The sequence below is a fragment of the Terrabacter sp. NPDC000476 genome (assembly GCF_040300125.1).
In the GTDB taxonomy this organism is placed as follows: Bacteria; Actinomycetota; Actinomycetes; order Actinomycetales; family Dermatophilaceae; genus Terrabacter.
This window is the reverse complement of the sequence record NZ_JBEPDF010000002.1, coordinates 741,440-765,036: the sequence shown is the minus strand read 5'-3', so window position 1 is coordinate 765,036 and position 23,597 is coordinate 741,440. Positions and strand designations below refer to the sequence as shown.

24 protein-coding genes and 1 riboswitch are annotated in these 23,597 nt (G+C 73.6%); of the genes, 16 read left to right on the top strand and 8 right to left on the bottom strand.

The window, feature by feature from the left end:
- Positions 1 to 46: 46 nt before the first annotated feature.
- Positions 47 to 1,090: a cation diffusion facilitator family transporter gene (locus tag ABT295_RS15995; RefSeq protein WP_352395390.1), complete on the bottom strand. Its 1,044-nt coding sequence runs from the start codon at positions 1,088 to 1,090 to the stop codon at positions 47 to 49.
- A gap of 114 nt (positions 1,091 to 1,204) precedes the next feature.
- Positions 1,205 to 3,538 carry a glycoside hydrolase family 31 protein gene (locus tag ABT295_RS15990; RefSeq protein WP_352395389.1) on the bottom strand — a complete coding sequence of 778 codons (2,334 nt, stop codon included), beginning with the start codon at positions 3,536 to 3,538 and terminating at the stop codon, positions 1,205 to 1,207.
- 64 nt (positions 3,539 to 3,602) lie between these two features.
- On the opposite strand from ABT295_RS15990, the gene ABT295_RS15985 reads away from it, so the two are divergent.
- The 3 genes from ABT295_RS15985 to ABT295_RS15975 all read left to right on the top strand — a co-directional run bounded on the left by ABT295_RS15985 (position 3,603) and on the right by ABT295_RS15975 (position 5,281).
- On the top strand, positions 3,603 to 4,055 hold the full coding sequence (locus ABT295_RS15985) for a cupin domain-containing protein (protein ID WP_352395388.1): 453 nt from the start codon (positions 3,603 to 3,605) through the stop codon (positions 4,053 to 4,055).
- Positions 4,055 to 4,453: an SRPBCC family protein gene (locus ABT295_RS15980; protein ID WP_352395387.1), complete on the top strand. Its 399-nt coding sequence runs from the start codon at positions 4,055 to 4,057 to the stop codon at positions 4,451 to 4,453. The genes ABT295_RS15985 and ABT295_RS15980 overlap by 1 nt, the downstream gene beginning before the upstream one ends.
- 183 nt (positions 4,454 to 4,636) lie before the next feature.
- The gene (locus ABT295_RS15975) at positions 4,637 to 5,281 is read left to right on the top strand and encodes a hypothetical protein (protein ID WP_352395386.1); all 645 of its coding nucleotides are present in this window, start codon (positions 4,637 to 4,639) and stop codon (positions 5,279 to 5,281) included.
- On the opposite strand, the gene ABT295_RS15970 is transcribed toward ABT295_RS15975, so the two are convergent.
- A complete protein-coding gene (locus ABT295_RS15970) occupies positions 5,253 to 6,602 on the bottom strand; it encodes an MFS transporter (protein WP_352395385.1) in 1,350 nt (449 codons plus the stop codon). The genes ABT295_RS15975 and ABT295_RS15970 overlap by 29 nt on opposite strands.
- 48 nt (positions 6,603 to 6,650) lie before the next feature.
- Here ABT295_RS15970 and ABT295_RS15965 point away from each other — a divergent pair, with 48 nt between their 5' ends.
- The 4 genes from ABT295_RS15965 (at position 6,651) to ABT295_RS15950 (ending at position 10,147) form a co-directional block, all read left to right on the top strand.
- Positions 6,651 to 7,679, top strand: coding sequence for a pirin family protein (locus ABT295_RS15965; RefSeq protein WP_352395384.1), 1,029 nt, complete (start codon positions 6,651 to 6,653; stop codon positions 7,677 to 7,679).
- 115 nt (positions 7,680 to 7,794) lie between these two features.
- Positions 7,795 to 8,811 carry a zinc-dependent alcohol dehydrogenase family protein gene (locus ABT295_RS15960; RefSeq protein WP_352395383.1) on the top strand — a complete coding sequence of 339 codons (1,017 nt, stop codon included), beginning with the start codon at positions 7,795 to 7,797 and terminating at the stop codon, positions 8,809 to 8,811.
- A gap of 92 nt (positions 8,812 to 8,903) precedes the next feature.
- A complete protein-coding gene (locus ABT295_RS15955) occupies positions 8,904 to 9,620 on the top strand; it encodes an alpha/beta fold hydrolase (RefSeq protein ID WP_352395382.1) in 717 nt (238 codons plus the stop codon).
- Positions 9,621 to 9,760: 140 nt separating this feature from the next.
- Positions 9,761 to 10,147, top strand: coding sequence for an iron chaperone (locus ABT295_RS15950; RefSeq protein WP_352395381.1), 387 nt, complete (start codon positions 9,761 to 9,763; stop codon positions 10,145 to 10,147).
- A 4-nt stretch (positions 10,148 to 10,151) separates the two neighbouring features.
- Here ABT295_RS15950 and ABT295_RS15945 read toward each other — a convergent pair whose 3' ends face one another.
- The gene (locus ABT295_RS15945) at positions 10,152 to 10,559 is read right to left on the bottom strand and encodes a VOC family protein (RefSeq protein ID WP_352395380.1); all 408 of its coding nucleotides are present in this window, start codon (positions 10,557 to 10,559) and stop codon (positions 10,152 to 10,154) included.
- Positions 10,560 to 10,784: 225 nt separating this feature from the next.
- Between ABT295_RS15945 and ABT295_RS15940 the strand changes: the two genes are divergently transcribed.
- The 4 genes from ABT295_RS15940 (at position 10,785) to ABT295_RS15925 (ending at position 15,084) form a co-directional block, all read left to right on the top strand.
- On the top strand, positions 10,785 to 11,564 hold the full coding sequence (locus ABT295_RS15940) for a CHRD domain-containing protein (RefSeq protein WP_352395379.1): 780 nt from the start codon (positions 10,785 to 10,787) through the stop codon (positions 11,562 to 11,564).
- 15 nt (positions 11,565 to 11,579) lie between these two features.
- The gene (locus ABT295_RS15935; RefSeq protein WP_352395378.1) at positions 11,580 to 12,383 is read left to right on the top strand and encodes a sortase domain-containing protein; all 804 of its coding nucleotides are present in this window, start codon (positions 11,580 to 11,582) and stop codon (positions 12,381 to 12,383) included.
- Between the two features lie 231 nt (positions 12,384 to 12,614).
- Positions 12,615 to 12,807, top strand: a riboswitch (cyclic di-AMP (ydaO/yuaA leader).
- A gap of 4 nt (positions 12,808 to 12,811) precedes the next feature.
- The gene (locus tag ABT295_RS15930; RefSeq protein WP_352395377.1) at positions 12,812 to 13,702 is read left to right on the top strand and encodes a CHAP domain-containing protein; all 891 of its coding nucleotides are present in this window, start codon (positions 12,812 to 12,814) and stop codon (positions 13,700 to 13,702) included.
- Between the two features lie 311 nt (positions 13,703 to 14,013).
- On the top strand, positions 14,014 to 15,084 hold the full coding sequence (locus ABT295_RS15925) for an alkene reductase (protein WP_352395376.1): 1,071 nt from the start codon (positions 14,014 to 14,016) through the stop codon (positions 15,082 to 15,084).
- A gap of 367 nt (positions 15,085 to 15,451) precedes the next feature.
- Here the strand turns inward: ABT295_RS15925 and ABT295_RS15920 are convergent, their stop codons facing one another.
- On the bottom strand, positions 15,452 to 16,078 hold the full coding sequence (locus ABT295_RS15920) for a GNAT family N-acetyltransferase (RefSeq protein WP_352395375.1): 627 nt from the start codon (positions 16,076 to 16,078) through the stop codon (positions 15,452 to 15,454).
- A 98-nt stretch (positions 16,079 to 16,176) separates the two neighbouring features.
- On the opposite strand from ABT295_RS15920, the gene ABT295_RS15915 reads away from it, so the two are divergent.
- Positions 16,177 to 17,175 carry a DUF389 domain-containing protein gene (locus ABT295_RS15915; RefSeq protein WP_352395374.1) on the top strand — a complete coding sequence of 333 codons (999 nt, stop codon included), beginning with the start codon at positions 16,177 to 16,179 and terminating at the stop codon, positions 17,173 to 17,175.
- Positions 17,176 to 17,221: 46 nt separating this feature from the next.
- On the opposite strand, the gene ABT295_RS15910 is transcribed toward ABT295_RS15915, so the two are convergent.
- The gene (locus ABT295_RS15910; RefSeq protein ID WP_352395373.1) at positions 17,222 to 17,953 is read right to left on the bottom strand and encodes a potassium channel family protein; all 732 of its coding nucleotides are present in this window, start codon (positions 17,951 to 17,953) and stop codon (positions 17,222 to 17,224) included.
- 115 nt (positions 17,954 to 18,068) lie between these two features.
- Here ABT295_RS15910 and ABT295_RS15905 point away from each other — a divergent pair, with 115 nt between their 5' ends.
- The 3 genes from ABT295_RS15905 (at position 18,069) to yidC (ending at position 19,977) form a co-directional block, all read left to right on the top strand.
- Positions 18,069 to 18,641, top strand: a complete 573-nt coding sequence (locus ABT295_RS15905; protein ID WP_352395372.1) for an AAA family ATPase — start codon at positions 18,069 to 18,071, stop codon at positions 18,639 to 18,641.
- A gap of 74 nt (positions 18,642 to 18,715) precedes the next feature.
- Positions 18,716 to 19,051, top strand: coding sequence for a hypothetical protein (locus tag ABT295_RS15900; RefSeq protein ID WP_352395371.1), 336 nt, complete (start codon positions 18,716 to 18,718; stop codon positions 19,049 to 19,051).
- A gap of 92 nt (positions 19,052 to 19,143) precedes the next feature.
- Complete coding sequence (gene yidC, locus ABT295_RS15895; RefSeq protein ID WP_352395370.1) at positions 19,144 to 19,977, top strand: membrane protein insertase YidC; 834 nt, start codon at positions 19,144 to 19,146, stop codon at positions 19,975 to 19,977.
- 58 nt (positions 19,978 to 20,035) lie between these two features.
- On the opposite strand, the gene ABT295_RS15890 is transcribed toward yidC, so the two are convergent.
- On the bottom strand, positions 20,036 to 20,257 hold the full coding sequence (locus ABT295_RS15890) for a hypothetical protein (protein WP_352395369.1): 222 nt from the start codon (positions 20,255 to 20,257) through the stop codon (positions 20,036 to 20,038).
- A gap of 82 nt (positions 20,258 to 20,339) precedes the next feature.
- On the opposite strand from ABT295_RS15890, the gene ABT295_RS15885 reads away from it, so the two are divergent.
- On the top strand, positions 20,340 to 21,869 hold the full coding sequence (locus ABT295_RS15885) for a sulfatase family protein (protein WP_352395368.1): 1,530 nt from the start codon (positions 20,340 to 20,342) through the stop codon (positions 21,867 to 21,869).
- On the opposite strand, the gene ABT295_RS15880 is transcribed toward ABT295_RS15885, so the two are convergent.
- Positions 21,855 to 23,555, bottom strand: a complete 1,701-nt coding sequence (locus ABT295_RS15880) for a glycoside hydrolase family 13 protein (protein WP_352395367.1) — start codon at positions 23,553 to 23,555, stop codon at positions 21,855 to 21,857. The two genes, ABT295_RS15885 and ABT295_RS15880, sit on opposite strands and share 15 nt — an antisense overlap.
- Positions 23,556 to 23,597 lie beyond the last annotated feature (42 nt).

Below are 23,597 nucleotides of genomic sequence, written 5' to 3'. Positions count from 1 at the left end.
AGCCGCCCCTCAGCACTCGAACAGCCCACGCCGTCGCACGAGCGGCTCAGGACATCCGTCCGCCGGCGGGCCGCGTCGCCGGCGTCGCGGCCTCGTCGGGGTCCAGCGTCGCCGCGTCGGGCCGAGACAGCGTGATCATGGCGCGCTCGACGAGCTCGCGCTCCTCGACGCGGCGTCCGAGCTCGGCCAGGCGGACGGCCACCTGCGACTCGGAGTCGTCACCGGTCAGGTCGACGGCAGCGACGAGGAAGACCCGTCCCGGGCCGACGAACTCGAGGTGCAGGAAGGTCACCCGCTCGACGTCCTCGCTGCCCGACAGGTCGTCGAAGGCGCGGCGCCACAGCTCGGGGCGCACCGCCTGGCCGACGAGGTAGTCGCGGTTGCGGCCGATGAGGAAGATCGCCACCACGCCGAGCAGCAGCCCGACGAGGATCGAACCGATGGCGTCCCACATCGCGTTGCCGGTCACCTGGTGCAGCACGATGCCGAGACCGGCGATGACGAGGCCGATCAGGGCCGCGGCGTCCTCGGCGAAGACCGCGCGCAGCGTCGGGTTCGAGGTGTCGGCGATGAACTTGAGCGGGCGCAGGCCCCGCGCCTTGGCCTCCGAGCGGGCCTGGCGCGTCGCCTGCACGAACGAGACGCTCTCGAGCACGAACGCGATGGCGAGCACGGCGTACGCCCACGTGTACGACGTCTCCGGCTCCTCGTGCCCGAGCACCGAGACGCCGTGCCACACCGACACGACCGCGCCCGCGCCGAAGAGCCCGAACGCCGCGAACATCGACCAGACGTACGCCTCGCGGCCGTAGCCGAAGGGGTGGGTCGCGTCACGCGGCTTGCCCGCCCTTCGCTCGGCCGTGAGCAGGAAGATCTCGTTGCCGGCGTCGGCCCACGAGTGCGCGGCCTCGGCGACCATCGACGCCGAACCGGTGATCACCGCGACCACCGACTTCGCGATGGCGATGAGCGTGTTCGCCGCGAGCGCGATGAGGACGGTGAGCAGGCTCTCGCTCGCCTGCCCCTGCTCCTTCGCGGGTGCGCCGCCCTGTCCGGGGGCGCCAGCCGTGCCCGATGCCGTGTCAGCCATGCTCGCCAGTCTTCCGCTCGGGAGGTCGCCCGCTCAAGGGACGTGCGAGGGGCACCGAACGGCATACCCGATGGGGGCGTATGCCGTTCGGTGCGGTCGCGCCGCGACGCCGGGTCAGGCGGGGGTGTGGTGCACGAGCTCGAAGCGGGTGCGCGCGTGACCGGCATACCCCGGCCCCGTGGTCTCGTGCTCGACGGTCACCTCGCCCGCGGCGCGCGCCACGGTGACGGCCGTCGTGAGCCGCTCCGGCGCGCCCTCGGCGACGGTGAGGCCGTCGTCCTCGACGAGCCGCGACTCCCAGCGGCCGTCGACGACGGGCTCGAACACGTGCAGCTCGACGGTCTCGGGGCGGTAGCCGTCGGTCGAGGCGGGCGCCTCGGTCCACATCGGGATCGCCGAGCCGGCGCGCGCGAAGAGCGGGATGCGCTCGAGCGGCGTGTCGACGGAGATCCGCTGGCCGCCGGGGTGCAGCTCGCCGGTGTGCCAGTCGTACCAGTCGCCCTCGGGGAGGTAGACGCTGCGCGTGCTCTGGCCCTGCTCGGTGACCGGCGCGACGAGCAGGTCGCGGCCGAAGAGGTACTCGTCGTCGAGGTCCACGACGTTCGGGTCGCCCTGGAAGTCGAGCACCAGCGGGCGCTGCACCGGCTCGCCCGTCTCGGTGGCGCGGACGAAGGCGGAGTAGATGTAGGGCATCAGCCGGTAGCGCAGCCGGACGGCCTCGCGGGCCAGGTCGTGCACCTCGGGACCGAACGACCACGGGTACTGGTCGATGTTGTCGATCTCGGAGTGGTTGCGGCAGAACGGCGTCAGCGTCCCCATCTGCATCCAGCGCAGGAACAGCTCGGGGTTGGTGTCGCCCTGGAAGCCGCCGATGTCGGCGCCGACGAAGGGCTGGCCCGACAGGCCGACGCCGCACGCCATCGGCATGCTGACCCAGAGGTGGTCCCAGCGGGCCTGGTTGTCGCCCATCCAGTTCGCGGCGTAGCGCTGGATGCCGGCGAAGCCCGCGCGGGAGAGCACGAAGGTGCGCGCCTCGGGCCGGGCGGCCTTGAGCCCCTCGATGGTGCCCATTGCCATGAGCAGCGCGTACTGGTTGTGGAAGCGCTCGTGCTTGGCCCGGCCCTTGTCGAAGAGCATCGCCTCGGCGGGGATGTTGCCGGTGGCGGGCTCGTTCATGTCGTTCCAGATGCCGGCGAGCCCCGACTCGACGTGCTTGGCGTTGAGCGCGCCCCACCACGAGCGCGCCTCGGGCGTCGCGAAGTCGGGGAAGGCCGTGTTGCCCGGCCACACCTGGCCGATGTAGGTGTCGCCGCCCTCGGTGCGGCAGAAGACGTCCTGCTCGAGGCCGTCGTCGTAGACCGCGTAGCCGGGGTCGTGCTTGACGCCCGGGTCGACGATCGAGATCGTGCGGTAGCCCTGGTTCGCGAGGCCCTTGAGCATGCCCGCGGGGTCGGGGAAGCGGTTCGAGTCCCACGTGAAGACGCGGTAGCCGTCCATGTAGTCGATGTCGAGCCACATCCCGTCGCAGGGGAACTCGTCGTCGCGGTAGCGCTTGGCGTTGCGCTCGACGTCGGCCTGGGTGTACGCGTGCCAGCGGCACTGGTGGTAGCCGAGCGCCCACAGGGGCGGCAGCGTGGCCCGGCCGGTCAGCCACGTGTAGCGCTCGATGATGCCGGCCATCGACGGGCCGGCGAAGACGTACTCGGTCCACTGCCCGCCGTGGAAGGTGACGCGGTAGTCGTCGTCGTGGCTGAACTCGTACTCACCGCGGTAGCCGTTGTCGACGACCGAGCCGACGGCCGCGCCTGTGGCGGCGTCGCGCAGGTGGAAGAAGGGGATCGTCACGTAGTAGGGGTCGAACTCGGTGCTCGTCATGTCGGCGCGCGGGTCGGCCGGGTCGAGCCCGGCGCGGAACTCGGCCGTCGCGTGCTCGTTGAGGACGTCGGTGTTCCACATCGTGAAGTCGCGGCCGCGGCGGTTGTGCCGGCCGCCCTTCTCGCCGAGGCCGTAGACCGCGTCGTCGCGGCCGATGCGGCGCCGGGTCGTCCACGCGTCGTTGAGGGTGGCGTAGGTCCAGTAGCGGCCCTCGGCGTCGGGCGCCGACTCGATGACGACCGAGCCGTCGGCGCGGTGCACGTCGACGCGGAACGGGTCGAGCCACAGCGTCACGACGAGCTCGTCCGTCGTCAGGCGCCATGCGGCGTCCGGGCCCGAGTCAGCACCCACCGGCTGCGCCGACCACGCGACGTCCGCCTCGAACGGGTCGACGCACACGGCATACGTCGGCTTGTCGTCGAAGCGACCGCCGCGGCTCAGCTGGAGCCGCACGACGTCGGGGCGCACGACGTCGACGCGCAGCTGCTCGCCGTGCAGGCGGGCGAGCAGCCCGCGGCCGGTCTCCTCGACGGAGTCGACGCGCTCGAATCGGATGAAGTGGTCGGTCCTCATGCACCAACCCTGTCAAAGTCCGGGGACCGTGACGACAGCGCGTCCACGCGGTTGGATGAGGGGCATGGACCCGCAGCCGGATGCCGCAACCACCGCCGCGACCCCGTGCACGCACGTCTCGCGCGACGCCCTCGAGCCGGCCGACCCGACGCCGGGCATGAGCCGGCAGGTCGCGCTCAGCACGGGAGCGATGTGGTCGGGCACCGTCGACACCGAAGCCGGCGCCGTGTCCGGTTGGCACCACCACGGCGACCACGACACGACGCTCTACGTCGTCTCCGGGCGGATGCGGCTGGAGTCGGGGCCCGACGGGCGCCACGTCGTCGAGGCGGGGCCAGGCGACTTCCTCCGGGTGCCGGCCGGGGCGGTGCACCGCGAGTCCAACCCCGGTGGCGAGACCTCGCGCGCCGTCATCGTGCGCTGCGGGTCGGGCACGCCGACCGTCAACGTCGACGGGCCCGCCGCGGCCGCGCCCGACTCGCCCGCCACACCTGCCCCGCCCGGGCAGGGAGCCTGATGCGCACGACGATCACCGCGACCGGCGACGCCCCGGCCGCGCTGGCGTGGCGGCGCTACGAGGACCTCCGGCTCTGGCGCACGTGGTCGCCGCAGATCCAGGGCGTCGAGGCCGCGCACGAGCACCTGCGGGGCGGGCTCACCGGCATGGTCATCGGCCCGCTCGGGCTGCGGGTGCCGTTCGAGGTCGTGTCGGTCGACCCCGAGGCCATGACGTGGCGGTGGCGCGTGCGACTCGGTCCGGTGCGCGCGGCCCTCGCCCACACCGTGAGCTCCACCGGTGGCGACGTCGCGGGGCCCGGCTGCACGACGACCCTGACGATCGAGGCCCCCGCGGCCGCGGTGCTCGCCTACCGCCCGGTCGCCGCCCTCGCGCTGCACCGCCTCGTCCGCGCCTGAACGGAGCCTCGTCGGCACCAGGTGCCGGAAGGCCTCCACCGTCGACCGTCCGGAACCCTGACGCCCACCTCGGGAGACCTGGCCGACCCCGGCCGGGCACGGGATGCCCCTCAGGGTCGGGTCCGGGGTGGCTGGGGGTCGACCCCGATGGGCCGGCCGTGGCCGGCGCGCCACGCTGGACGCATGACGACGAGCACGGCACCCGCCCCCACGGTCGCGATGACCGGCACGACCGACGTGACCGGCGTGACCGACGTCGCCGGCGTCAGCCGGCCGGTGGTCGCGTCAGGGGACCGCGTGCCGCTGCTCGCGCTGGCCGCGCCGCTCCTGCTCTTCACGCACGGCATCCTCCAGTGGGTCGACGACCTCGGCCGCCCCGCCGACGCGCTGCGGTCCGGCGACGCCACGGGCGCGTGGGGTGTGGCGGCCGGCGCGGTGCTCGTCGCCGCGGTCGCGGCCTTCTGCTGGCTCGCGACGAGCCTCGGCGGGCGCCTGGAGCACCTCGACGTCGCGACGCCGGCCGGCGTGCTCGCGGCCTTCGGCGCCGGGGCCACCGGCACCGTCTGGGTCGGCCACACCGTCGGGTTGCTCGGCGGCGACCTGCCCACGGCGCTCACGGCCGGAGGGCCCGTGCTCGTCGGCGTCGCCGTGGCGACCGTGCTCGGGGCACTGGCCGTCGAGGCCCGGATGCCGGTGCGCTCGCTCGCGCTCGCGGGAGTCGCCGCGCTCGTGCTCGCGCTGCCGTGGGGGCTCGAGCCGCTCGGCGCGCTGCTGCTGCTCATCGCCTTCGCGCCGCTGCTCAACCAGCCGGAGCCTCAGGCCGCGTGACACCTGCACCCGACGCACCCGAGGCATCCGGCGCGCCAGCCGCACCACCGGCCCGCACCGAACGCAGCGTCCGCAGCAGCAGGCCGAGCGCCACGAGCTGACTCACCGCGACGAGCACGACGAGCCCCGTGACCGAGCGGTCGTAGAGCCACCCGGAGACGAGCCCGCCGACGACCGCGAAGGCTCCCTGGATGCCCGCGAAGACGCCGTACGCGCTCGCCCGCCTGGGCGCGTCGACGACCTCGGCGACGAGGGCCTTCACCGTCGAGTCCTGGATGCCGTAGGCCAGGCCCCACACGCCGACGCCGGCGAGCGCGACCCAGGGCGTGCGGGTCAGCGCGAGCACGGGGACGAGGGCCACGAGCAGGGGCACCACGGTGAGCACGGCCGCGCCGCGGCGGTCGTAGACGAGGCCGACACCGAGGGCGGCGAGCGCCTCGACAGCCATCGCGCCGGCATACACGACCGGCACGGCGGCCACGGGCAGGAGGCCCGCGACGGTGAGGTGGTAGCCGAGGATGCCGAAGGTGACGAGGCCCCCGGTCATGAGACCGGCGGCGACGGCATACGCGAAGAAGGCGCGGGGCAGGTGCGACCCGACGGCGTCCGCGAGCCAGCCTCGCACGCCGCGACGGGGAGCCGTCCCGTCGGCGCGCGGCGGGGCCGGGGTGGGGGCGTCGGACGGAGCCGGGTCGTAGACCGACGGGTCGGGCACGCGCGCCCGCAGGACGGCGAGGAGCAGCATCGCGACCGCACCGGGCACGGCGAGGACGAGCAGGCCGGGCCAGATGGCGCCCGCGGCGGCGACGACCGCGGCCACGACGAGCGGCCCGGCGAAGGCGCCGACCTGGTCGAGCGCCTTGTGCACGCCGAAGCCGCGGCCACGGCCGACCGAGGCCGCCACGTGCGCGAGCAGCGCCGACTTCGACGGGCTGCGCACGGCCTTGCCCGAGCGCTCGAGCAGGATCAGCACGGCCGCGAGCGCGAGGCCCGCGCCGCCGACGAACGGCGTGACGGCGAGGAGCGGCACGCAGACCGCGGTGAGCCCGTAGCCGACGATCGTCAGGCCCCAGTAGCGGCCGGTGCGGTCGGCGAGCGGCCCGAAGACGAGCCGGAGCACGAGCGCCATCGCCTCGCCGGCGCCGGTCACGAGCCCGACGACGAGGGCGGTGGCCCCGAGGGAGGCGAGGAGCGGGCCGTACATCGCGCGGGCGCCCTCGTAGACCATGTCGGCGGCGAGGCTGACGAAGCCGAACCACCAGACGACGCGCCACGCCGACCAGCGGGCGGCGGGGAGCCGGGGGGCGTCGGGCTGGGTCACGCGGTGAAGGTAGCAACCCCGGCTGCGAGCGCGGCCTAGCCTGAGGGGGTGAGCAACCCGGACCGCCACCCCACCGAGGTCGTCTGCGGCGAGAACCCGCCGCCCCCGCACGCCGTGGAGCCCCGCCGGTCGGAGCAGCCGGCCGTGCTGCTGCCCTTCCGCGAGGTGCCGCTCGGCGGTCCGCGGGCGATGCCCGTGCGACGCAGCCTGCCGCAGCGCGAGCGCTCGCTCATCGGCGCGTGGTGCTTCGTCGACCACTACGGGCCCGACGACGTGTCGCAGACGGGCGGCATGGTGGTGCCCGGCCATCCGCACACCGGCCTGCAGACGGTGTCGTGGCTCTTCTCGGGCGAGGTCGAGCACCGCGACACGACGGGCGTGCACGCGTTCGTGCGGCCCGGCGAGCTCAATCTCATGACGGCGGGGTCGGGCATCGCCCACTCCGAGTACTCGACGCCCACCACGACCGTGCTGCACGGGGCGCAGCTCTGGGTGGCGCTGCCGGACGAGCACCGCGACACCGACCCGGGGTTCGAGCACTACGCACCGCCGGTGACGCGCTACGGCGGCGCCCGCGTGCTCGTCTTCCTCGGCAGCCTCTTCGGCCAGTCGTCGCCGGTGACGATGTTCAGCGACCTCGTCGGTGCCGAGGTGACGCTCGAGGCCGGCGCCTCGCTCGCCTTCGACGTCGACCCGGCGCACGAGCACGGGCTGCTCTGCGACGCCGGCGTGCTCACCGTCGACGACGTGGCGGCCAAGCCGGGCGAGATCGCGTTCTCGGCCACCGGGGCCGAGCAGCTGCGCGTCACGGCCGGGGCGGACGAGCCGGCGCGGTTCCTCGTGCTCGGCGGGGCGCCGTTCGGGGAGCAGATCGTCATGTGGTGGAACTTCATCGGCCGCAGCCACGACGAGGTCGTTGGGTTCCGCGAGGACTGGCAGCGCGAGCGCGAACAGCACGATCAGGGCGCGGGGGCTGGGGCGGGGGCCGGGGCGCGGTTCGGCGCCTTCCCCGACGCGTGGGAGCACACCCTGCCGGCGCCCGGCCTTCCCAACCTCAGGCTCCGCTCCCGCGGCTGACCCACCCGGCACCGGTGTCGGCGCAGGGCAGGGTCGGGGCAGCGTCGTGGGCTGGCCGGGGGCAGGGCAGGGGGCGGGGTTGGCGCGGCGACCGGGCGGGACGAGGATGAGGGTCATGCGCGCGACGACGATCCATGCCCCCGGTGACATCCGCCTCTCCGAGGTGCCGGACCCCACGATCGAGGAGCCCACCGACGCGATCGTGCGCGTCGTCGCGGGCTGCATCTGCGGCTCCGACCTCTGGCCCTACCGCGGCGCGAACCCCATCGAGGCCGGCTCGACCATCGGTCACGAGGCGGTCGGCGTCGTCGAGGAGGTCGGCTCCGAGGTCAGCACGGTCCGCAAGGGCGACTTCGTCGTCATCCCCTTCGTCCACTGCGACAACACCTGCCCGCACTGCCTCGCCGGCATGACCTCGGTCTGCGACCACCAGGGCTGGACCGAGAGCGGCCAGGCCGAGCTCGTCCGCGTCAACCAGGCCGACGGCAGCCTCGTCGCCACCGACGGCATGCCCGACGACGCGCTCATCCCGTCGCTGCTCACCCTCGCCGACGTCATGGCCACCGGCTGGCACGCCGCCGTCTCGTCCCGCGTCGCCCCGGGTGGCACCGCCGTCGTCATCGGCGACGGGGCCGTCGGGCTGTGCGGGGTGCTCGCCGCCCGCGAGCTCGGCGCCGAGAAGATCGTCGCGATGTCGCGGCACGAGCCGCGCCAGGCGATCGCCCGGGCCTTCGGCGCCACGCACGTCGTCGCCGAGCGCGACGACGCCGGCGTCGAGGCCGTCATGGAGCTCACCGGTGGCGTCGGCGCGGACTCGGTGCTCGAGTGCGTCGGCACCGACCAGTCGATGAAGACCGCCTTCCGCATCGGCCGGCCCGGCTCGACCGTCGGCTTCGTCGGCGCACCCCACGGCGTCGAGCTGCCGGTGCGCCAGATGTTCGTGCGCAACGTCGGCCTCGCCGGCGGCATGGCCCCGGTACGCACCTACCTGCCCGACCTGCTGAAGCGCGTCCTCGACGGCCGCATCGACCCGGGCCGGGTCTTCGACCTCACGCTCCCGCTCGACGAGGTGGCCGAGGGCTACCGCGCGATGGACGAGCGCCGGGCGATCAAGGTGCTCCTGCGCCCCTGATCGTCGCGCGGGGTAAGGGGGCGGCATGACCCCACCCCGTTCCGATCCAGCCGCCGAGCCATCCGCCGAGCCGTCGGGACCGAACACCCGGTGTGAGCGCTGAGACCGACGTGACGGCATACGACACCCCGACGCGCACGCACGCGCGACTCGTCGACACGACGGCCCCGAAGCGGCCACGTGGCGTCGCGCTCGTGCTCCACGGCGGCGCGGCACGCCAGCGGCCGGCGCGCGTCAGCCCCACCCAGCTGTCCGTGCTGCGGATGGTGCCCGTCGCGGGTCGCCTCGCCGTCGCCGGCCGCGGCGAGCTCGCGGTGCAGCGGCTGCTCAACTCGAGCCGCGGCTGGGACGCGGAGCACACGCCCGTCGACGACGTGCGCTGGGCGCTGCGGCAGGTGGCCGAGCGCTGGGGCGCCCACGTTCCCGTATGCCTCATCGGCCACTCGCTCGGCGGCCGGGCCGCGCTGCTGGCCGCGGATGCGGACCAGGCCGTCAGCGCCGTCGCCCTCAACCCCTGGCTGCACCCGACCGAGGGCCGCATCGACCTCACCGGGCGCGACGTGCTCGTCGTCCACGGTGACGAGGACCGCGTGGCACCGCCGGCGCACGCCGCCGCGGTCGCGCGCGACCTCGCCCGCACGGCCCGGATCGGCTTCGTCTCCGTCAGGGGCGCCAAGCACGCGATGCTGCGGCGGGGGCACGTCTTCGAGCGGCTGGCCGCCGACTTCGCCGTGTCGACCCTGCTCGACCGCCCCGCGAACGGGATCGTGGCGCGGGTCCTGGCCGGGGAGGGGTGGCTGGAGGCCTGAGCTGTTCCTTCTCGCCACTGTTTTGCGTAGGTTTGTCACCAAGAATCAAGATTGAACGTTTTTCTTTTGCTGTATCCGTGTGAGCCCCATACAGTCGAAGGACCCCGCGACCGGTCCCGACACAGAAGTGAGGACCTGGCTTGGCACCGAGATTCGCGTCAGTCGATGACTACATCGCCTCCTACGACGAGGAGACGCGGACTCAGCTCGCCGGTGTACGGGACGCCATCCGCGAGGTTGCACCCCAGGCCGGGGAGAAGATCAGCTACGGGATGGCCTCGTTCACCCTCGACGGCAAGCCGCTCATCTACTACGCAGGCTGGAAGAACCACGTCGGGCTCTACCCGGTGCCGACCGGCGACGAGGACTTCGAGGAGGCGATCGGGCCCTACCGCCGGTCCAAGGACACGGTGCGCTTCCCGATCAGCCGGCCGGTCCCGCTCGAGCTGATCGGCGAGATCACCGAGCTGTGCCTCGAGCGCCGACGGGCCCGCGCTGCCGCAGAGGCCGACGAGGCGGCCTCCTGAGGGCTCAGCCCTCGTCCGAGCCGGCGGGTGCGCTCTCGATGACCGACAGGACGTTGCCTGCCGGGTCGGTGAACCAGGCGATGAGCGGCCCACCCTTGCGGAACACGCCCTGCGCATCGGTCTCCATCGGCGTGCCCTCGTAGCGCTCGAAGACGACGCCGCGCCCGGTCAGCTCGCCGACGGTCGCCGCGACGTCGTCGACGGGGAAGTTGAGGATCGTGAAGCTCGCCGGGACGTGGTTCGGCTTCGGGTAGACGAGCACGGGCCGCTCGCCGCCCTCGGCCGCGAGGTGCAGCGTCAGCATGCCGTTCGCCTCGGTGACGGTGAGGCCGAGCGTGTCGGCATAGAAGGTGCGGGCCGCGTCGACGTCGTCGACGGAGAAGCCGCTGAACGCGTGGGAGCTCTCGAGCACGGTGGCGCTCCTCGGTCTCGGTGGTGCACGGGGACGCCGGTGGTCCCGACACCTCCCAGTGAAGCCCGATCGGCGACGCGATGGTGCGCCACCGCGAACTTTTTTCGGTGGAACCCCAATCCAGCCGTGCAGCGGCGGCGAACCCCACGCCGGAGACGGTCGACGACGACCCCGTCTGAAGCAGCGATGGACGGCTCTTGTCTCCTCGTCAAGGAGGAAGAACAGATGCGCACCACCACCACTCGGATCGCCGGCGCCACCCTCGCGGCCGGCGCCGCCATGGCCCTCAGCATCGGGCCGGCCTTCGCGGCCGACGCCTGGGTCAGCGCCAACCTCAAGCCCGTCGCGGGCAGCGACGTCGCCGGCAGCGGCACCGCCATGGTCGAGGTCGACGGCAACCGGATCACCGTGACGATGGCGGCGAACGGCCTGCTGCCCGACAACCCGCACGCGGCCCACATCCACTTCGGGGCCGAGGCCCGCCACGAGTGCCCGGTCCTGTCCGACGACAAGAACGGCGACGGCCACCTCAACACCACCGAGGGCGGACCGGCCTACGGCGACATCGTCGTCTCGCTGACGAAGACCGGCGACACGAGCCCCAAGTCGGGCCTCGCGATCGACCGCTTCGACACCGCGCCCGGCGGCAAGCTGACCTACCAGCGCGGCAGCATCAAGGTCTCCGACGCCGTCGCGACGGCCATCTCGGCCGGCCAGTCCGTCGTCGTCATCCACGGCGTCGACCACAACAAGGACGGCAAGTACTCCGGCGCCACCAAGAGCGACCTCGACCCGAAGCTGCCCACCGAGGCCACCGACCCGGCCCTCTGCGGCGCCCTGCGCGTGGCCCCGGCCGGCGGCATGCACACCGGTGGCGGCCTGCCGACCGACACCCTGAAGAGCGGCGGTACGAACGACGCGCTCCTGCTCGTCGGTGGCGGCGCGCTCGTCGCGGCCCTCGGCTCCGGCGCCTTCGCGGCCCGTCGCGCGCGGTCGCGCGCCTGATCGGCCGGATCCACCATGCCTGAGCTCACCGAACCGACGCCCCGCCGCACCACCTTCCGTGGTGCGGCCGGGGTGGCGGCCGCAGCGACCGTGATCCTGCTCGTCGTCGGGGTCGTCGCGCTGGTGCTCGGGCTCCGCGGGACGTCCGGCCCGCCGCAGCCCGCGGCGGCCGGCGTCCCGACGGCCAGCACGACGACGGGCCCGACCCAGAGCACTCCGACGGCCCAGAGCACTCCGACGACCGAGAGCACGACCCGCACGCCGGGCACGCAGACCTCCGGCCCGTCGGCGTCCCCCGGTCAGGGCGGGACACCGGCGGGCGGGACACCGGCGGACGGGACCGGCATCGGGCCCTTCCTCGAGGCGTCCGCCCTCACCTCGATCGAGATCCCGTCGATCGGGGTGCGCTCGAGCGACTTCGTGCCGTTGCACGTGCAGGGCGACGGGACCATCTCGGTGCCCGGGACCGCCCAGGAGGTCGGGCTCTACGACGGCGGACCCACCCCGGGCCAGCTCGGGCCGGCGGTCGTCGCGGCCCACGTCGACACCCCGTCGGGCGTTCCCGGCATCTTCGCCGAGCTCCGCAAGGTCGAGGTCGGCGACGTCGTCAAGGTGTCGCGCAAGGACGGCACGCACCTGACCTTCACGGTCGACCGGGTGCAGAGCTACCGCAAGTCGAGCTTCCCGACGGAGGCCGTCTACAAGGGCGACTTCACGCGTTCGGAGATCCGGCTCGTCACGTGCGGCGGCCCGACCGACGCGCGCAACGAGTACCGCGACAACGTCGTCGTCTTCGGCCACCTCACCTCGGGCGCCTGACGCGCCGTCCCACGCCGTGGACGCAGCGGACGCTGTGACGTGCGTCTCAATCCAGACCGGCCCTGGCAACGGTAAAGGGCTGGTCAAGTGCCTCAAAGCCGACATTCACGGCTGAGCACGGCGCGACACCGTTACCTTGGCGTGACTTTTGCCAGTTGATTCGTCTACAGTTCCGGGAGTCCGGCCACCGGTCGGACTCTCGTGAGGCGGACCGCCTAGTCCTGTCACCGCCTTCCGGGAGAGCACAGACCTTGTGACAGGAGCGGAGGAACCACACGTTTCTCCGGGCGTCCGGCGCAACGACTTCGGACGTCCTTGGGGTGAAGTCTTTCCACCGGGTCGCGACTCGCTCGCTCCCCGGCCACGGACCGGGCACCTTTCCGCCCGAACCCGACAGCTAACTTCGTAGGCGCGGAGAGGTAGAACCCGTGAACCACGAGACCACCCGCGGGCGCCACCGGGCGCCGGGCCGTCACAATCCCCTCAACGAACTCAAGCTCCTCGCCCGCGAGTCGGCCCAGCCGGCCATGAAGGGCGCGGCCGTCGTCGCCGCGACCGGTGGGCTCGTCGCCACCTTCGCGAACCCCGCGAGCGCCGACACCGTCTCGGCGGCCAACGGCGCGGTCGCCGCCGCCGGCGTCGAGGCAGCCCCGGCCGCGGTCGGCCCGGCCACCGCGGCCGCCAGCACGACCACCGCGCCGAGCGCCCTGTCGAAGATCGGCTTCGCGCCGGCCGTGCAGCAGGCGATCGCCAAGCGCACGCCCACCAAGGTGCGCGTGATCGAGGACGTGCAGGTCAAGGAGCAGCGCGCGGCCGCCAAGGCTGAGAAGGCCGCCAAGAAGGCCGCTGCCGAGCGCAAGGCCGCCCAGCGCGCCTCGCGCGACCTGACGCGTCGCAGCCTGACGCAGAGCACGTCGTCGTCGAAGTCGAGCAGCAACGACTACACGCCGAGCGCCTCCTCGGGCTCGCACTCCTCGCGCAACTGGGCCACCCGTGGCCAGTGCACGTGGGGCGCCCTCAACAAGTGGTACCAGTCCGAGGGCTACTACCCCGGCGGCTGGACCGGCAACGCCATGGCCTGGGCCTCGGGCGCCGCGAGCGCCGGCTACACCGTGAGCGGCACGCCGCGCGCGCGCTCGATCCTCGTCATGCAGCCCGGCGTCCACGGCTCCTCGAGCGTGGGCCACGTCGGCTGGGTGACCGCCGTCAACGGCAACGAGGTGACCATCGTCGAGATGAACGCCCTCGCCGGCCCGTACAACTACAACACCCGCACGCTGACCGACCAGGGCGGCATGCGCTACATCTACGCACCGTGACCCGCACGGTCTGACGCGGTCCCGCGCGTCCTGACCGGTCTCACGCGTTCCACGAAGGGGAGGATGCCACCGGCGTCCTCCCCTTCGTCGTGCCCCGGTGCGGCGGGACCCACCCGGGCGCACGCGGACGCGGTCCCAGGCACCCGGCATACGGCGGCGTGGCGCGCACCACACGGGCCCCGAGGAATGCGCGGCGACGGGTCGGACTTGTCTTTCGGGTAGGTGGTTGAAGGCTCTACCAGTCCGGTGGGCCCCATCACGTGAGTGACCACCCCGCACGACCGTCGTCCGCGACAGTGAGGAGCAGGCCAGTGTCCACGGCCTTCGAGAGCATCCGCATCGGCCGCTGGGACCTCCCCCAGCGTTTCGTCATGGCACCGCTGACGCGCAACCGCGCCGGTGAGGGCCAGGCGCCCACCGAGCTCAACGCCGAGTACTACGGCCAGCGCGCGAGCGCGGGCCTCATCATCACCGAGGGCACCCAGCCCAGCGCCGTCGGCCAGGGCTACCTCGACACCCCCGGCATGCACTCCGACGAGCAGGTCGCCGGCTGGCGCCTCGTCGCCGACGCCGTGCACGCGGGTGGCGGCCACGTCGTCGTCCAGCTCATGCACGCCGGCCGCATCGCGCACCCCGACAACAAGGGCGGGCTCGAGAGCGTCGCCCCGAGCGCCATCGCCGCGCCGGGCGAGATCGTGACCGCGAACGGCCAGCAGCCGTATGTCGTCCCGCGCGCCCTCGAGACCGAGGAGATCCCCGCGCTCGTGGCGGAGTTCGTGCACGCCGCCCGCCAGGCCGTCGCCGCCGGGCTCGACGGCGTCGAGGTGCACGCGGCCAACGGCTACCTGCCGCACCAGTTCCTCGCACCGAGCAGCAACCAGCGCACCGACGCCTACGGGGGCTCGCCCGAGAACCGCGCCCGCCTGACGATCGAGATCACCAAGGCCGTGGCTGAGGCCATCGGCGCCGACCGCGTCGGCATCCGCGTCTCGCCCGCGCACAACATCCAGGGCGTGCTCGAGCAGGACGAGGCCGACACCGCGGCGACGTACGAGGCGCTCGTCGAGGGCATCGCCCCGCTGGGCCTGGCCTACCTCAGCATCCTCGGCGACCCGGAGGCCGACGTCGTGCGCGACCTGCGCAAGCGCTTCGGCGGCCCGGTCATCCTCAACAGCGGCTTCGGCTCGGTGACCCAGCTTGCCGACGTCGAGGACATTCTCGAGCGCGACCTTGGCGACCTCGTCGCGGTCGGTCGCGAGTTCCTCGCCAACCCCGACCTCGTGCGGCGCTGGCGCGAGGGTGCCCCGCTCAACGAGCCGAACCCCGACACCTTCTACGGCGGCGGCGCCGAGGGCTACACGGACTACCCGACCCTGCCCTGACGCACCCGTCGAGCGAGCGCCCCGTTGCAGACCACCTGCGGCGGGGCGCTCGCTCGTCGCGGCGGCGGGCCGGCACTCCCGATGCGCGGGCCACGCCAACCCAGCCAGGGCGCACTTCCCGCGCGATCCACGCTCGATTCGGCACGCCAACCCAGCCAAGGCGAACTTCCCGCGCGATCCACGCTCGATTCGGCACGCCAACCCAGCCAAGGCGGACCTCCCGCGCGATCCAGGCTCGATGCGCCACGCCAACCCAGCCAAGGCGGACCTCCCGCGCGATCCAGGCTCGTGACGCCACGCCAACCCAGCCAGGGCGGACTTGCTGCGGCGGAATCGGGGGCAGGGGCGCTCACTCGATGGGCACGGGTCAGACGAGCGGGGGCGTGTCCCCGCCCTCGGGGACCGGGCCTCCCAAGGCGCGCTGCACCCACGTCACGTCGCGCCAGGCGCCGAGCTTCCAGCCGATGGCGCGGTAGGTGCCGACGGGCTCGAACCCCAGGGCCGCGTGCAGCCGAGCGCTCGCCTCGTTGGGCTGGGTCATCCCGGCCGCGGCCGTGCGGTAGCCGCGGTCGGCCAGCCGCCCGAGCAGCGCTTCGTAGAGCCGGCGACCGCCGCCGAGCCCCCGCCGGTCCCCGGCGAGGTAGACCGACACCTCGCACGACCACCGGTAGGCCGCGCGTGCCTTGAACGGGCCGGCATACGCGTAGCCGACAACCACGCCGTCCTTCTCGAGCACGAGGAAGGCGTGCCGTTCCTGAGCAGCCGCGATGCGCCGCGCCATCTCGGTGGCGTCCGGAGCCTCCGTCTCGAAGGTGACCGTCGTGCCGGTGACGTAGGGCGCGTAGATCGCCGCGCACGCGGCCGCGTCGTCGGCCGTGGCGTCACGCACGAGCGAGCCGCGCAGGTCAGGGGCGCCGGGCTGGTCGGTCTGGTCACCGGTGCCGCGCTGGCCAGGCAGGCCGCGCTGGTCGGGCAGGTCGGGCTGGTCGGGCATGGCGCCGATGCTAGAGCGCCTCACCGGTGTCAGCTCGGGCGCCGGGACCTGGCCCTGAAACGCCCACGTGCTCGGCCGGCCTCCAGCAGACTGGCGGCATGCTCACGGCCATCCGGGCCCGCGTGCTGCCCGAGCGGCAGCGCCGCACCTTCGAGGAGCTGACCGCCGACCTCGACCTCAACGAGGGCGACACGCTCTCGAAGCGATCGGCCTTCTGGACCATGCTCGTGCTCGCTGCGTGCATCGCGAGCGCCGGCATCATCGCGGACTCCACCGCCACCGTCATCGGCGCCATGATCATCGCGCCGCTGTCGACGCCGATCATGGGCACGGCCCTCGCCCTCGTGAAGCGCGAGCGCACGGGCGGCGTGAAGTTCGTCGTGCTCGGCGGGCTCGTCGTCATCGCGCTCGGCGCGCTCTTCTCCCTGCTCCTGCCGAGCCCCTACGACCTGCTGTCGAACTCGCAGGTGGCTGCCCGCACGAGCCCGCGGCTCGTCGACCTGCTCGGCGCCCTCGCGACGGGGTTCGCCGGGGCCATCGCGCTGGCCCGGCGCGACGTCGCCGCGATCCTGCCCGGCGTGGCCATCTCGATCTCGCTCGTGCCGCCGCTCTGCGTCGTCGGCATCTGCCTCGCCGAGGGCAGCCCGAGCCTCGCGTTCGGCGCGCTCGTGCTCTTCCTGTCGAACTTCCTCGCGCTCGTCTTCGCCGGCAGCCTCGTCTTCACGACCCTCGGCTACACGAGTGCCGTGCGCGAGCAGGGTGGTCGGGCGCGGCACCGGGTGCGCGTCACCTTCGCCCTGCTCGTGCTGCTCGTCCTCGTCCCGGTCGTGCTCAACAGCCTCGTCGCCCTCGCCGTGGCGAAGCTGACCGACGTCGGTCGCGCGTCGGCGCGCAGCTGGCTCGCCTCGACGCCGGGCGCGGAGGTCGTCGACGTCACCAACCAGGGCTTCAGCCTCGTCATCGAGGTGAGGGCACCGACCGACCTCCCGCCGACCGCCACGCTGATGAGCGACCTCAGCACGCAGCTGCCGACCGGCATCCCGGTCGTGCTGGAGCGCTCGGTCGGGGAGAGCCTCGACCTCGGCTCCACGACCTGACACACGACCTGACAGCACGACCTGATCTCAGTCGCCGACCCGAGCCTCACTCGTCCGCGAGGTCGGCGTCGTGACGCGCGCCCCGCGCGCCCCGCCCCGGTCCCGCCGCGAAGCGCGACACGATGAGGGCGACGAAGGTGACGAGGAAGACCTGGCCCACGACGGCCTCGCTCGTCGCGGCGAGCCGCGCGAGGTCGGTGGCCGCGACGAGGTCGCCGTAGCCGACCGTCGAGATCGTCGTCAGGCTGAAGTAGGTGTACGCGGTGGTCGACACCTGCTCGCCGAAGAAGTGCGTCGGCGTCAGCCCGTCGACGGTCTGGAAGAGCGTGGCGTACGCGACGGCGATCTGCAGGTAGGCCGCGACCGCGCCGAGCACGGTCTGCACCCGCACGACCGGGTGCTCGAGCAGGCGCCTGCCGATGATGACGGGCAGCACCACGGCCGCCCCGAGCCAGACGCCCTCGGGCTGCAGGGCGTCCGGCGGGACGGGCTGGCCTCCCGCCGGCAGGAGCAGCAGGACGTTGCTGACGAGCGTGACCACGACGAGCACGTCGAGGACGCGGCGCACGCGACGCCGCGCCGCGGAGGCGCGGGTCGCCACGACGAGCGCGAGACCGGTCGTCGCGTGCGTGACGAGCGACCCCCACACCGAGCCGCGCGTGTCGACGAGCGCCTGGCTCACGATGACGGCCAGCACGAGCAGCAGCACGAGGTCGAAGCGGTCGAACAGCCGGTTGCCCGCGCTCGTGCCCTGCCGACGTGGAGCCGGTGCCGTCACCCTGTCCGCCTCCTCCACGTCGTCCACGGTGCCCCGAGGCCGAGGATAGGACAACCGCCCCCTGCTCCGACTCCGGAACCGCCGCGCCACCCCGGCATACGACAGCATGGGCCGTATGCCGCCTCGTCCCGTGCTCGTGCTGACCGGACCGCCCGCCGTCGGCAAGTCCACGACGGCGCACGCCCTCGCCGCCACGCGGGAGCGGTGCGCGGTCGTCGACGTCGACGACGTGCGCCGGCTCGTCGTGTCGGGCGGCGCGGCGCCGTGGGACGGCGAGGAGGGACGGCGCCAGCAGCACCTCGGCGTCGTCAACGCGTGCGCGCTCGCGAGCTCGTTCACGGCCGCCGACATCGAGGCCGTCGTCGCGGACGTGCTGACGACGGCGACGCTCGGGACCTACCGCGAGCGGCTCGACGACGTCGTCGTCGTGCACCTCACCGTGACGCTCGAGGAGGCCTGGCATCGGGCCGCCAGCCGCACGGTCTGGCTCACCGACGACGAGTTCGTCGCCCTCCACCGCGCGGACGCGGCCCTCGGCGCCGGGGCCGACCACACCCTCGACGTCACGGGACTCACCCCGGCCGAGCAGGTGGCAGCCGTCGACGCGCTGTGGTCGACGGCGCTGTGGGCCGAACCTCAGCGGCATGCCCCGCCACGCAGTGGGACAATGGACCCGGACGAGCGCTGAAGCAGCACTGACGACAGCACTGACGACAGCGCTCGGACGGCTGGGACGCCCGAGACGACGCGCAGGAGGTGACCGTGGACGACCGACGAGACCGCCTTCGCGCGCTGGCGACCGATGCAGCCCGGGCGCGCCTCGCCGTCGAGACGCTCGTGATCTCACTCGTCGCCACGCTCGTCGTGCTGCTCGCGACGACGGGCGACGCGAGCGCCCTCCACGTGCTCGTCACGGCGGGCGCCGTGGGGCTGCTCGCGATCGCGCTCACCGCCCGGCAGGCCCGGCCCGTGCGGCCGGTTCCGGTGCGCGCGCGCCCCTCGGGCGTGGCCGACGCGGTGCCCGCGTCGAGCGCCTACTGGTGCGCGGTCGACGCGCCCCGCTGTCCTCGGCGACCCCGGGCACCGGGTCGGCGCTGACCCGTCCGCCGCGAGAGCGGCGCGCGGACTCCGTGCCTACCCAGTCACCCGGCCGCGTCGCCCGACGCCGGCCCGAGCCGAGGAGCTCACCCGTGCCCGACGTCCTGTCCACCCTCCTGACCCCCCTCACCCATGCCGTCGCGGCCGTGCTCGCGGCCGCCCACCACCTCGCCGCCGGCCTCGGGCTCGCGGCGAGCTCGGCCGGTGCCTGGCTGCTCGCCGTGGCGCTGCTCGTCGTCGCCGTGCGCACCGTGCTGCTGCCCGTGACGATCCACGGCGTCCGGTCCGCGCACGCCCGCGCCCACGCCGCGCCCCAGCTGCGCGAGCTGCGACGCCGGTATGCCGGCAGCCGTGACCTCGAGCAGCTGACGGCGATGCGCGCCGAGCAGCGGCGCATCCACGCCGAGCACGGCGTCTCGGCCTGGGGGCTCGCCCCGATGCTGCTGCAGCTGCCGCTGTTCTACGCGCTCTACCGCGTCGTGTCGGACCTCGCCGCCGGTCACTCGGTCGGCGCGCTCGACGCCGGGCTCGTCGCCTCCGCGTCGGCCGCCTCGGTGGCGGGCCTGCACCTCACGGGCCACCTCGGCACGACCTTCGCCGCGAGCGTGCCCGGCGGCCTGCTCCTCGTGGCGGTGGCGCTCGGGGCGGCCCTGCTCAGCCTGCTGACCCAGCGGTGGTTCGTGCTGCCGATGACCGACCCGACCGACCTGCCCGAGGCGATGGCGACGGTCCAGCGGCTCATGCCCTGGGTCGGCGGCATCGGCGTGCTGGCCGCCGCCGCGTTCGTGCCGGCCGGGCTCGTCGCCTACTGGTTCGTCAACAACGTCTGGACCTTCGCGCAGCAGGGCCTCGTGTGGCGCTTCGCGCCGACGCCCGGCTCGCCCGCCGCCCTCCGCCGCGCGGCTGCCACCACGCGCACGACCTGAACGCGGGCCCGGGCCTCGGTCTGGTCCCGGACCCCGACCTCGACCCGGATCCCAGGGCTCACTGCCGGTCGGGGCCGGGCACGACGACGGTCCCGCACGCGTCGCAGCGCAGCGCCCGGGCGCTGTGGTTGAAGATCCCGCGCGTGATGAGCGTGCCGGTGAGGTCACCCAGCAGGCCCGGGCCGGAGGACTTGAACTTGACCCCCGGCGAACGGCCGACGATGTCGCCGGGGGTCATCGTCGGGGCGGCGCAGATGGGGCACGGGAGGTCGACGTCCATGCCGTTCCGACTCCGCACCGGGCGGCCGAGTTCCACGATGCCCTTCGCAACGGCGCCCGACGGAGCCGTGCACGATGGGGTCATGACCGTCGAGCCCCCGACCCGCAGGCCGAACATCGTCTTCGTGCTGAGCGACGACCACGCGGCGCACGCCATCGGCACCTACGGCTCGGTCGTCAACCGCACCCCGCACATCGACGCGGTCGCCGCGGCGGGCGCACGGCTCGACAACCTCTTCGCGACGAACTCGCTGTGCGCGCCGAGCCGGGCCTCGATCCTCACCGGCACCTACAGCCACGTCAACGGCGTGACGACGCTCGACACCTTCATCGACGCCTCGCAGCCGACGTTCGTCACGGCGCTGCGCGAGGCGGGCTACCGCACGGCCTTCGTGGGCAAGTGGCACATGGGCCAGGGGGCGACCGGCGGCATCGAGCACGACCCGCAGGGCTTCGACCACTGGGAGGCCCTCATCGACCAGGGCGAGTACCACGACCCACGCTTCCTCTCCCCGGACGGCGTCCGGGTCGAGCCGGGCTACGCGACCGACCTCATCACCGACCTCGCCATCGACTGGGTGGAGTCGCTCGAGTCGCCCGAGTCGCCCGAGTCGCTCGACGACACCGGCGGCGACGACCCGTGGTGCGTGCTCGTCTGGCACAAGGCGCCGCACCGCCCGTGGGAGCCCGACGCGGCGCACGCGGGGCTGTATGCCGAGGGCGGGCCCCTCGGCGGCACGCCGATCCCGGTGCCGCCGACCTTCACCGACGACCTCGCCGGCCGGTCCGACACGGCCCGGCGCGCGGCCATGCGGGTGGCCGACCACCTCACGGCGGAGGACCTCAAGCAGCCCGTGCCGGACGGCCTCTCCGCGGAGGACGAGGCGCTCTGGAAGTACCAGCGCTACATGGAGGACTACCTCGCCTGCGTGGCCTCGGTCGACGACAACGTCGGCCGGCTCACCGGCTGGCTCCGCGAGCGGGGCGAGCTCGACGACACGATCGTCGTCTACGCCTCCGACCAGGGCTTCTTCCTCGGCGACCACGGCTGGTTCGACAAGCGCTTCATGTACGAGGAGTCGATCCGGATGCCCTTCGTGCTCTCCTACCCCCGCGCGGTGCAGCCGGGCCGGGCGATCGACCGGATCGTCACCAACGTCGACATCGCGCCGACGCTGCTCGGGGCGGCGGGGGTGCCGGTGCCGGACCGGATGCAGGGCCGGTCGTTCTGGGCCGACCTCACAGATCCCGCCGTCACGGCGGCTGACCGGGACCGCGCCGACGAGGGGTTCTACTACCGCTACTGGATGCACGACGACCGCAGCCACCAGGTCGGCGCGCACTACGGCTACCGCACCCACCGCCACACGCTCATCTACTTCTACAACGACGGGCTCGGCCTGCCGGGGTGCTCGGACCGCCGCTTCGCCCCGGAGTGGGAGCTCTACGACCTCGAGGCCGACCCGGACGAGCTGCACAACGTCGCCGACGACCCGGCCCACGCGCAGGTGCGGGCCGAGCTCGAGGCACGGCTGTGGCTGGCCCAGGCCGAGCTCGGCGACGAGCCCCACCCGGACCAGCCGGTGCCGCGCCTGCTCTCAGGCCGGCGCTGACGGCACGAACCACACCGCCCCCTCCGACGGCAGGGTCGGCCCGAGGTCGGTGCCCGACGACAGCAGGGTGCTCGACGACAGCAGGTTGCTCGACGACAGCGGGGTGCTCGACAGCAGCGGGGTGCCCGGCACCGCCACGGGCCGCGCCGAGAAGTTGACGAGGCACTGCCACCCGTCCGTTCGGGCGAACCGCAGCACCTCCGGGTTGCCGCTGTCGACCCAGCTGAACGCGTCGCCCGTCGCGAGCCGGCGGCGCAGCGCGAGGGCGGCGCGGTAGAGCTCGAGCGAGCTGCCGCGGTCGCCCGACTGCGCCGACACGGCATACGCCCCGAACCAGTCGGGCTGGGGCAGCCACGAGCCGTCGGCACCGAACCCGAACGACGGCCCCTCGCTCGTCCACGGGATCGGCACGCGACACCCGTCGCGCCCCTTGAGGCGGCGCCCGGTGCGCTCGAAGACGGGGTCGCGCAGGCTCTCCTCGGGCAGGTCGGCGACCTCGAGCAGGCCGAGCTCCTCGCCCTGGTAGAGGTAGGCGGAGCCGGGCAGGGCGAGCACGAGCAGCGTCGCGGCCCGCGCCCGGCGCCGCGCCGTCGCCGGATCGAGCGGGACGTCGGTGCCGTCGCTGCGCAGCCAAGCGTCGAGGTCCGTGCCGACGGGCAGGGCGTAGCGCGTCGCGTGCCGCGGCACGTCGTGGCTCGAGATCACCCACGTCAGGGCGCCGCCGATGCCGGCGTGCTCCTCGATCGAGCGCGAGATGACGGCCCGGAACTCGTCGGGGTGCCACGGCGCCTTGAGGAGCGAGAAGTCGAAGATCTGGCCGAGCTCGTCGGGCCGCGCGTAGAGGTAGGTGCGGCTCGACGTCGGGTGCCACGTCTCGGCGACCGCCATGCGCGGCGGGTCGTACTCGTCGAAGAGCCGGCGCCACGTGCGGTAGATCTCGTGCACCTCGTCGCGGTCGTAGAGCGGGTCGGAGCCGTCGAGCGGCAGGCTGCCGTCGAGGTTCGGCTGGCTCCGCAGCGGGTGCGAGAGGTCCTTGGCGAGGGAGTGCGCGACGTCGATGCGGAAGCCGTCGACGCCCCGGTCGGCCCAGAAGCGCAGCGTGCCGAGGAAGTGGTCGCGCACCTCCGGGTGGTCCCAGTTGAGGTCCGGCTGCTCTCGCGCGAAGAGGTGGCAGTACCACTGCCCGTCGTCGACCCGCTGCCACGCGGGCCCGCCGAAGTGCGAGCGCCAGTCGGCCGGTGGCTCGCCGCCGTCCTGCCCCGTGCCGTCGCGGAAGATGTAGCGCTCCCGCGCCGCCGACCCCGGGCCGGCGGCGAGCGCCTCGAGGAACCACGGGTGCCGGTCGGACGTGTGGTTGGGCACGATGTCGACGATCACCTTGATGCCGAGCGCGTGCGCGTCGGCGACGAGGCCGTCGAAGTCGGCGAGCGTGCCGAGCCTCGGGTCGACGTCGCGGTGGTCGGTGATGTCGTAGCCGCCGTCGGCGAGCGGCGAGGGGTAGAACGGGCTGAGCCAGACCGCGTCGACCCCGAGGTCGGCCAGGTAGGGCAGGCGGGTGCGCACACCCGGGAGGTCGCCGATGCCGTCGCCGTCGCCGTCGGCGAAGCTGCGCGGGTAGATCTGGTAGATCACCGCGCGGCGCCACCAGTCCCGGTCGGGCGTCGCGGACGCGAAAGAGGTGGACATGTCGGTCGGGCTCTCTGTGAGGAAGGGGGACGGCATCCGTGC

Bases quoted from the DNA above. Each gene is read 5' to 3' on its own strand.
- ABT295_RS15995 (WP_352395390.1), bottom strand. From the start codon at position 1,090: ATGGCTGACACGGCATCGGGCACGGCTGGCGCCCCCGGACAGGGCGGC.
- ABT295_RS15990 (WP_352395389.1), bottom strand. From the start codon at position 3,538: ATGAGGACCGACCACTTCATCCGATTCGAGCGCGTCGACTCCGTCGAG.
- ABT295_RS15985 (WP_352395388.1), top strand. From the start codon at position 3,603: ATGGACCCGCAGCCGGATGCCGCAACCACCGCCGCGACCCCGTGCACG.
- ABT295_RS15980 (WP_352395387.1), top strand. From the start codon at position 4,055: ATGCGCACGACGATCACCGCGACCGGCGACGCCCCGGCCGCGCTGGCG.
- ABT295_RS15975 (WP_352395386.1), top strand. From the start codon at position 4,637: ATGACGACGAGCACGGCACCCGCCCCCACGGTCGCGATGACCGGCACG.
- ABT295_RS15960 (WP_352395383.1), top strand. From the start codon at position 7,795: ATGCGCGCGACGACGATCCATGCCCCCGGTGACATCCGCCTCTCCGAG.
- ABT295_RS15940 (WP_352395379.1), top strand. From the start codon at position 10,785: ATGCGCACCACCACCACTCGGATCGCCGGCGCCACCCTCGCGGCCGGC.
- ABT295_RS15935 (WP_352395378.1), top strand. From the start codon at position 11,580: ATGCCTGAGCTCACCGAACCGACGCCCCGCCGCACCACCTTCCGTGGT.
- ABT295_RS15920 (WP_352395375.1), bottom strand. From the start codon at position 16,078: ATGCCCGACCAGCCCGACCTGCCCGACCAGCGCGGCCTGCCTGGCCAG.
- ABT295_RS15915 (WP_352395374.1), top strand. From the start codon at position 16,177: ATGCTCACGGCCATCCGGGCCCGCGTGCTGCCCGAGCGGCAGCGCCGC.
- ABT295_RS15905 (WP_352395372.1), top strand. From the start codon at position 18,069: ATGCCGCCTCGTCCCGTGCTCGTGCTGACCGGACCGCCCGCCGTCGGC.
- ABT295_RS15890 (WP_352395369.1), bottom strand. From the start codon at position 20,257: ATGGACGTCGACCTCCCGTGCCCCATCTGCGCCGCCCCGACGATGACC.
- ABT295_RS15885 (WP_352395368.1), top strand. From the start codon at position 20,340: ATGACCGTCGAGCCCCCGACCCGCAGGCCGAACATCGTCTTCGTGCTG.
- ABT295_RS15880 (WP_352395367.1), bottom strand. From the start codon at position 23,555: ATGTCCACCTCTTTCGCGTCCGCGACGCCCGACCGGGACTGGTGGCGC.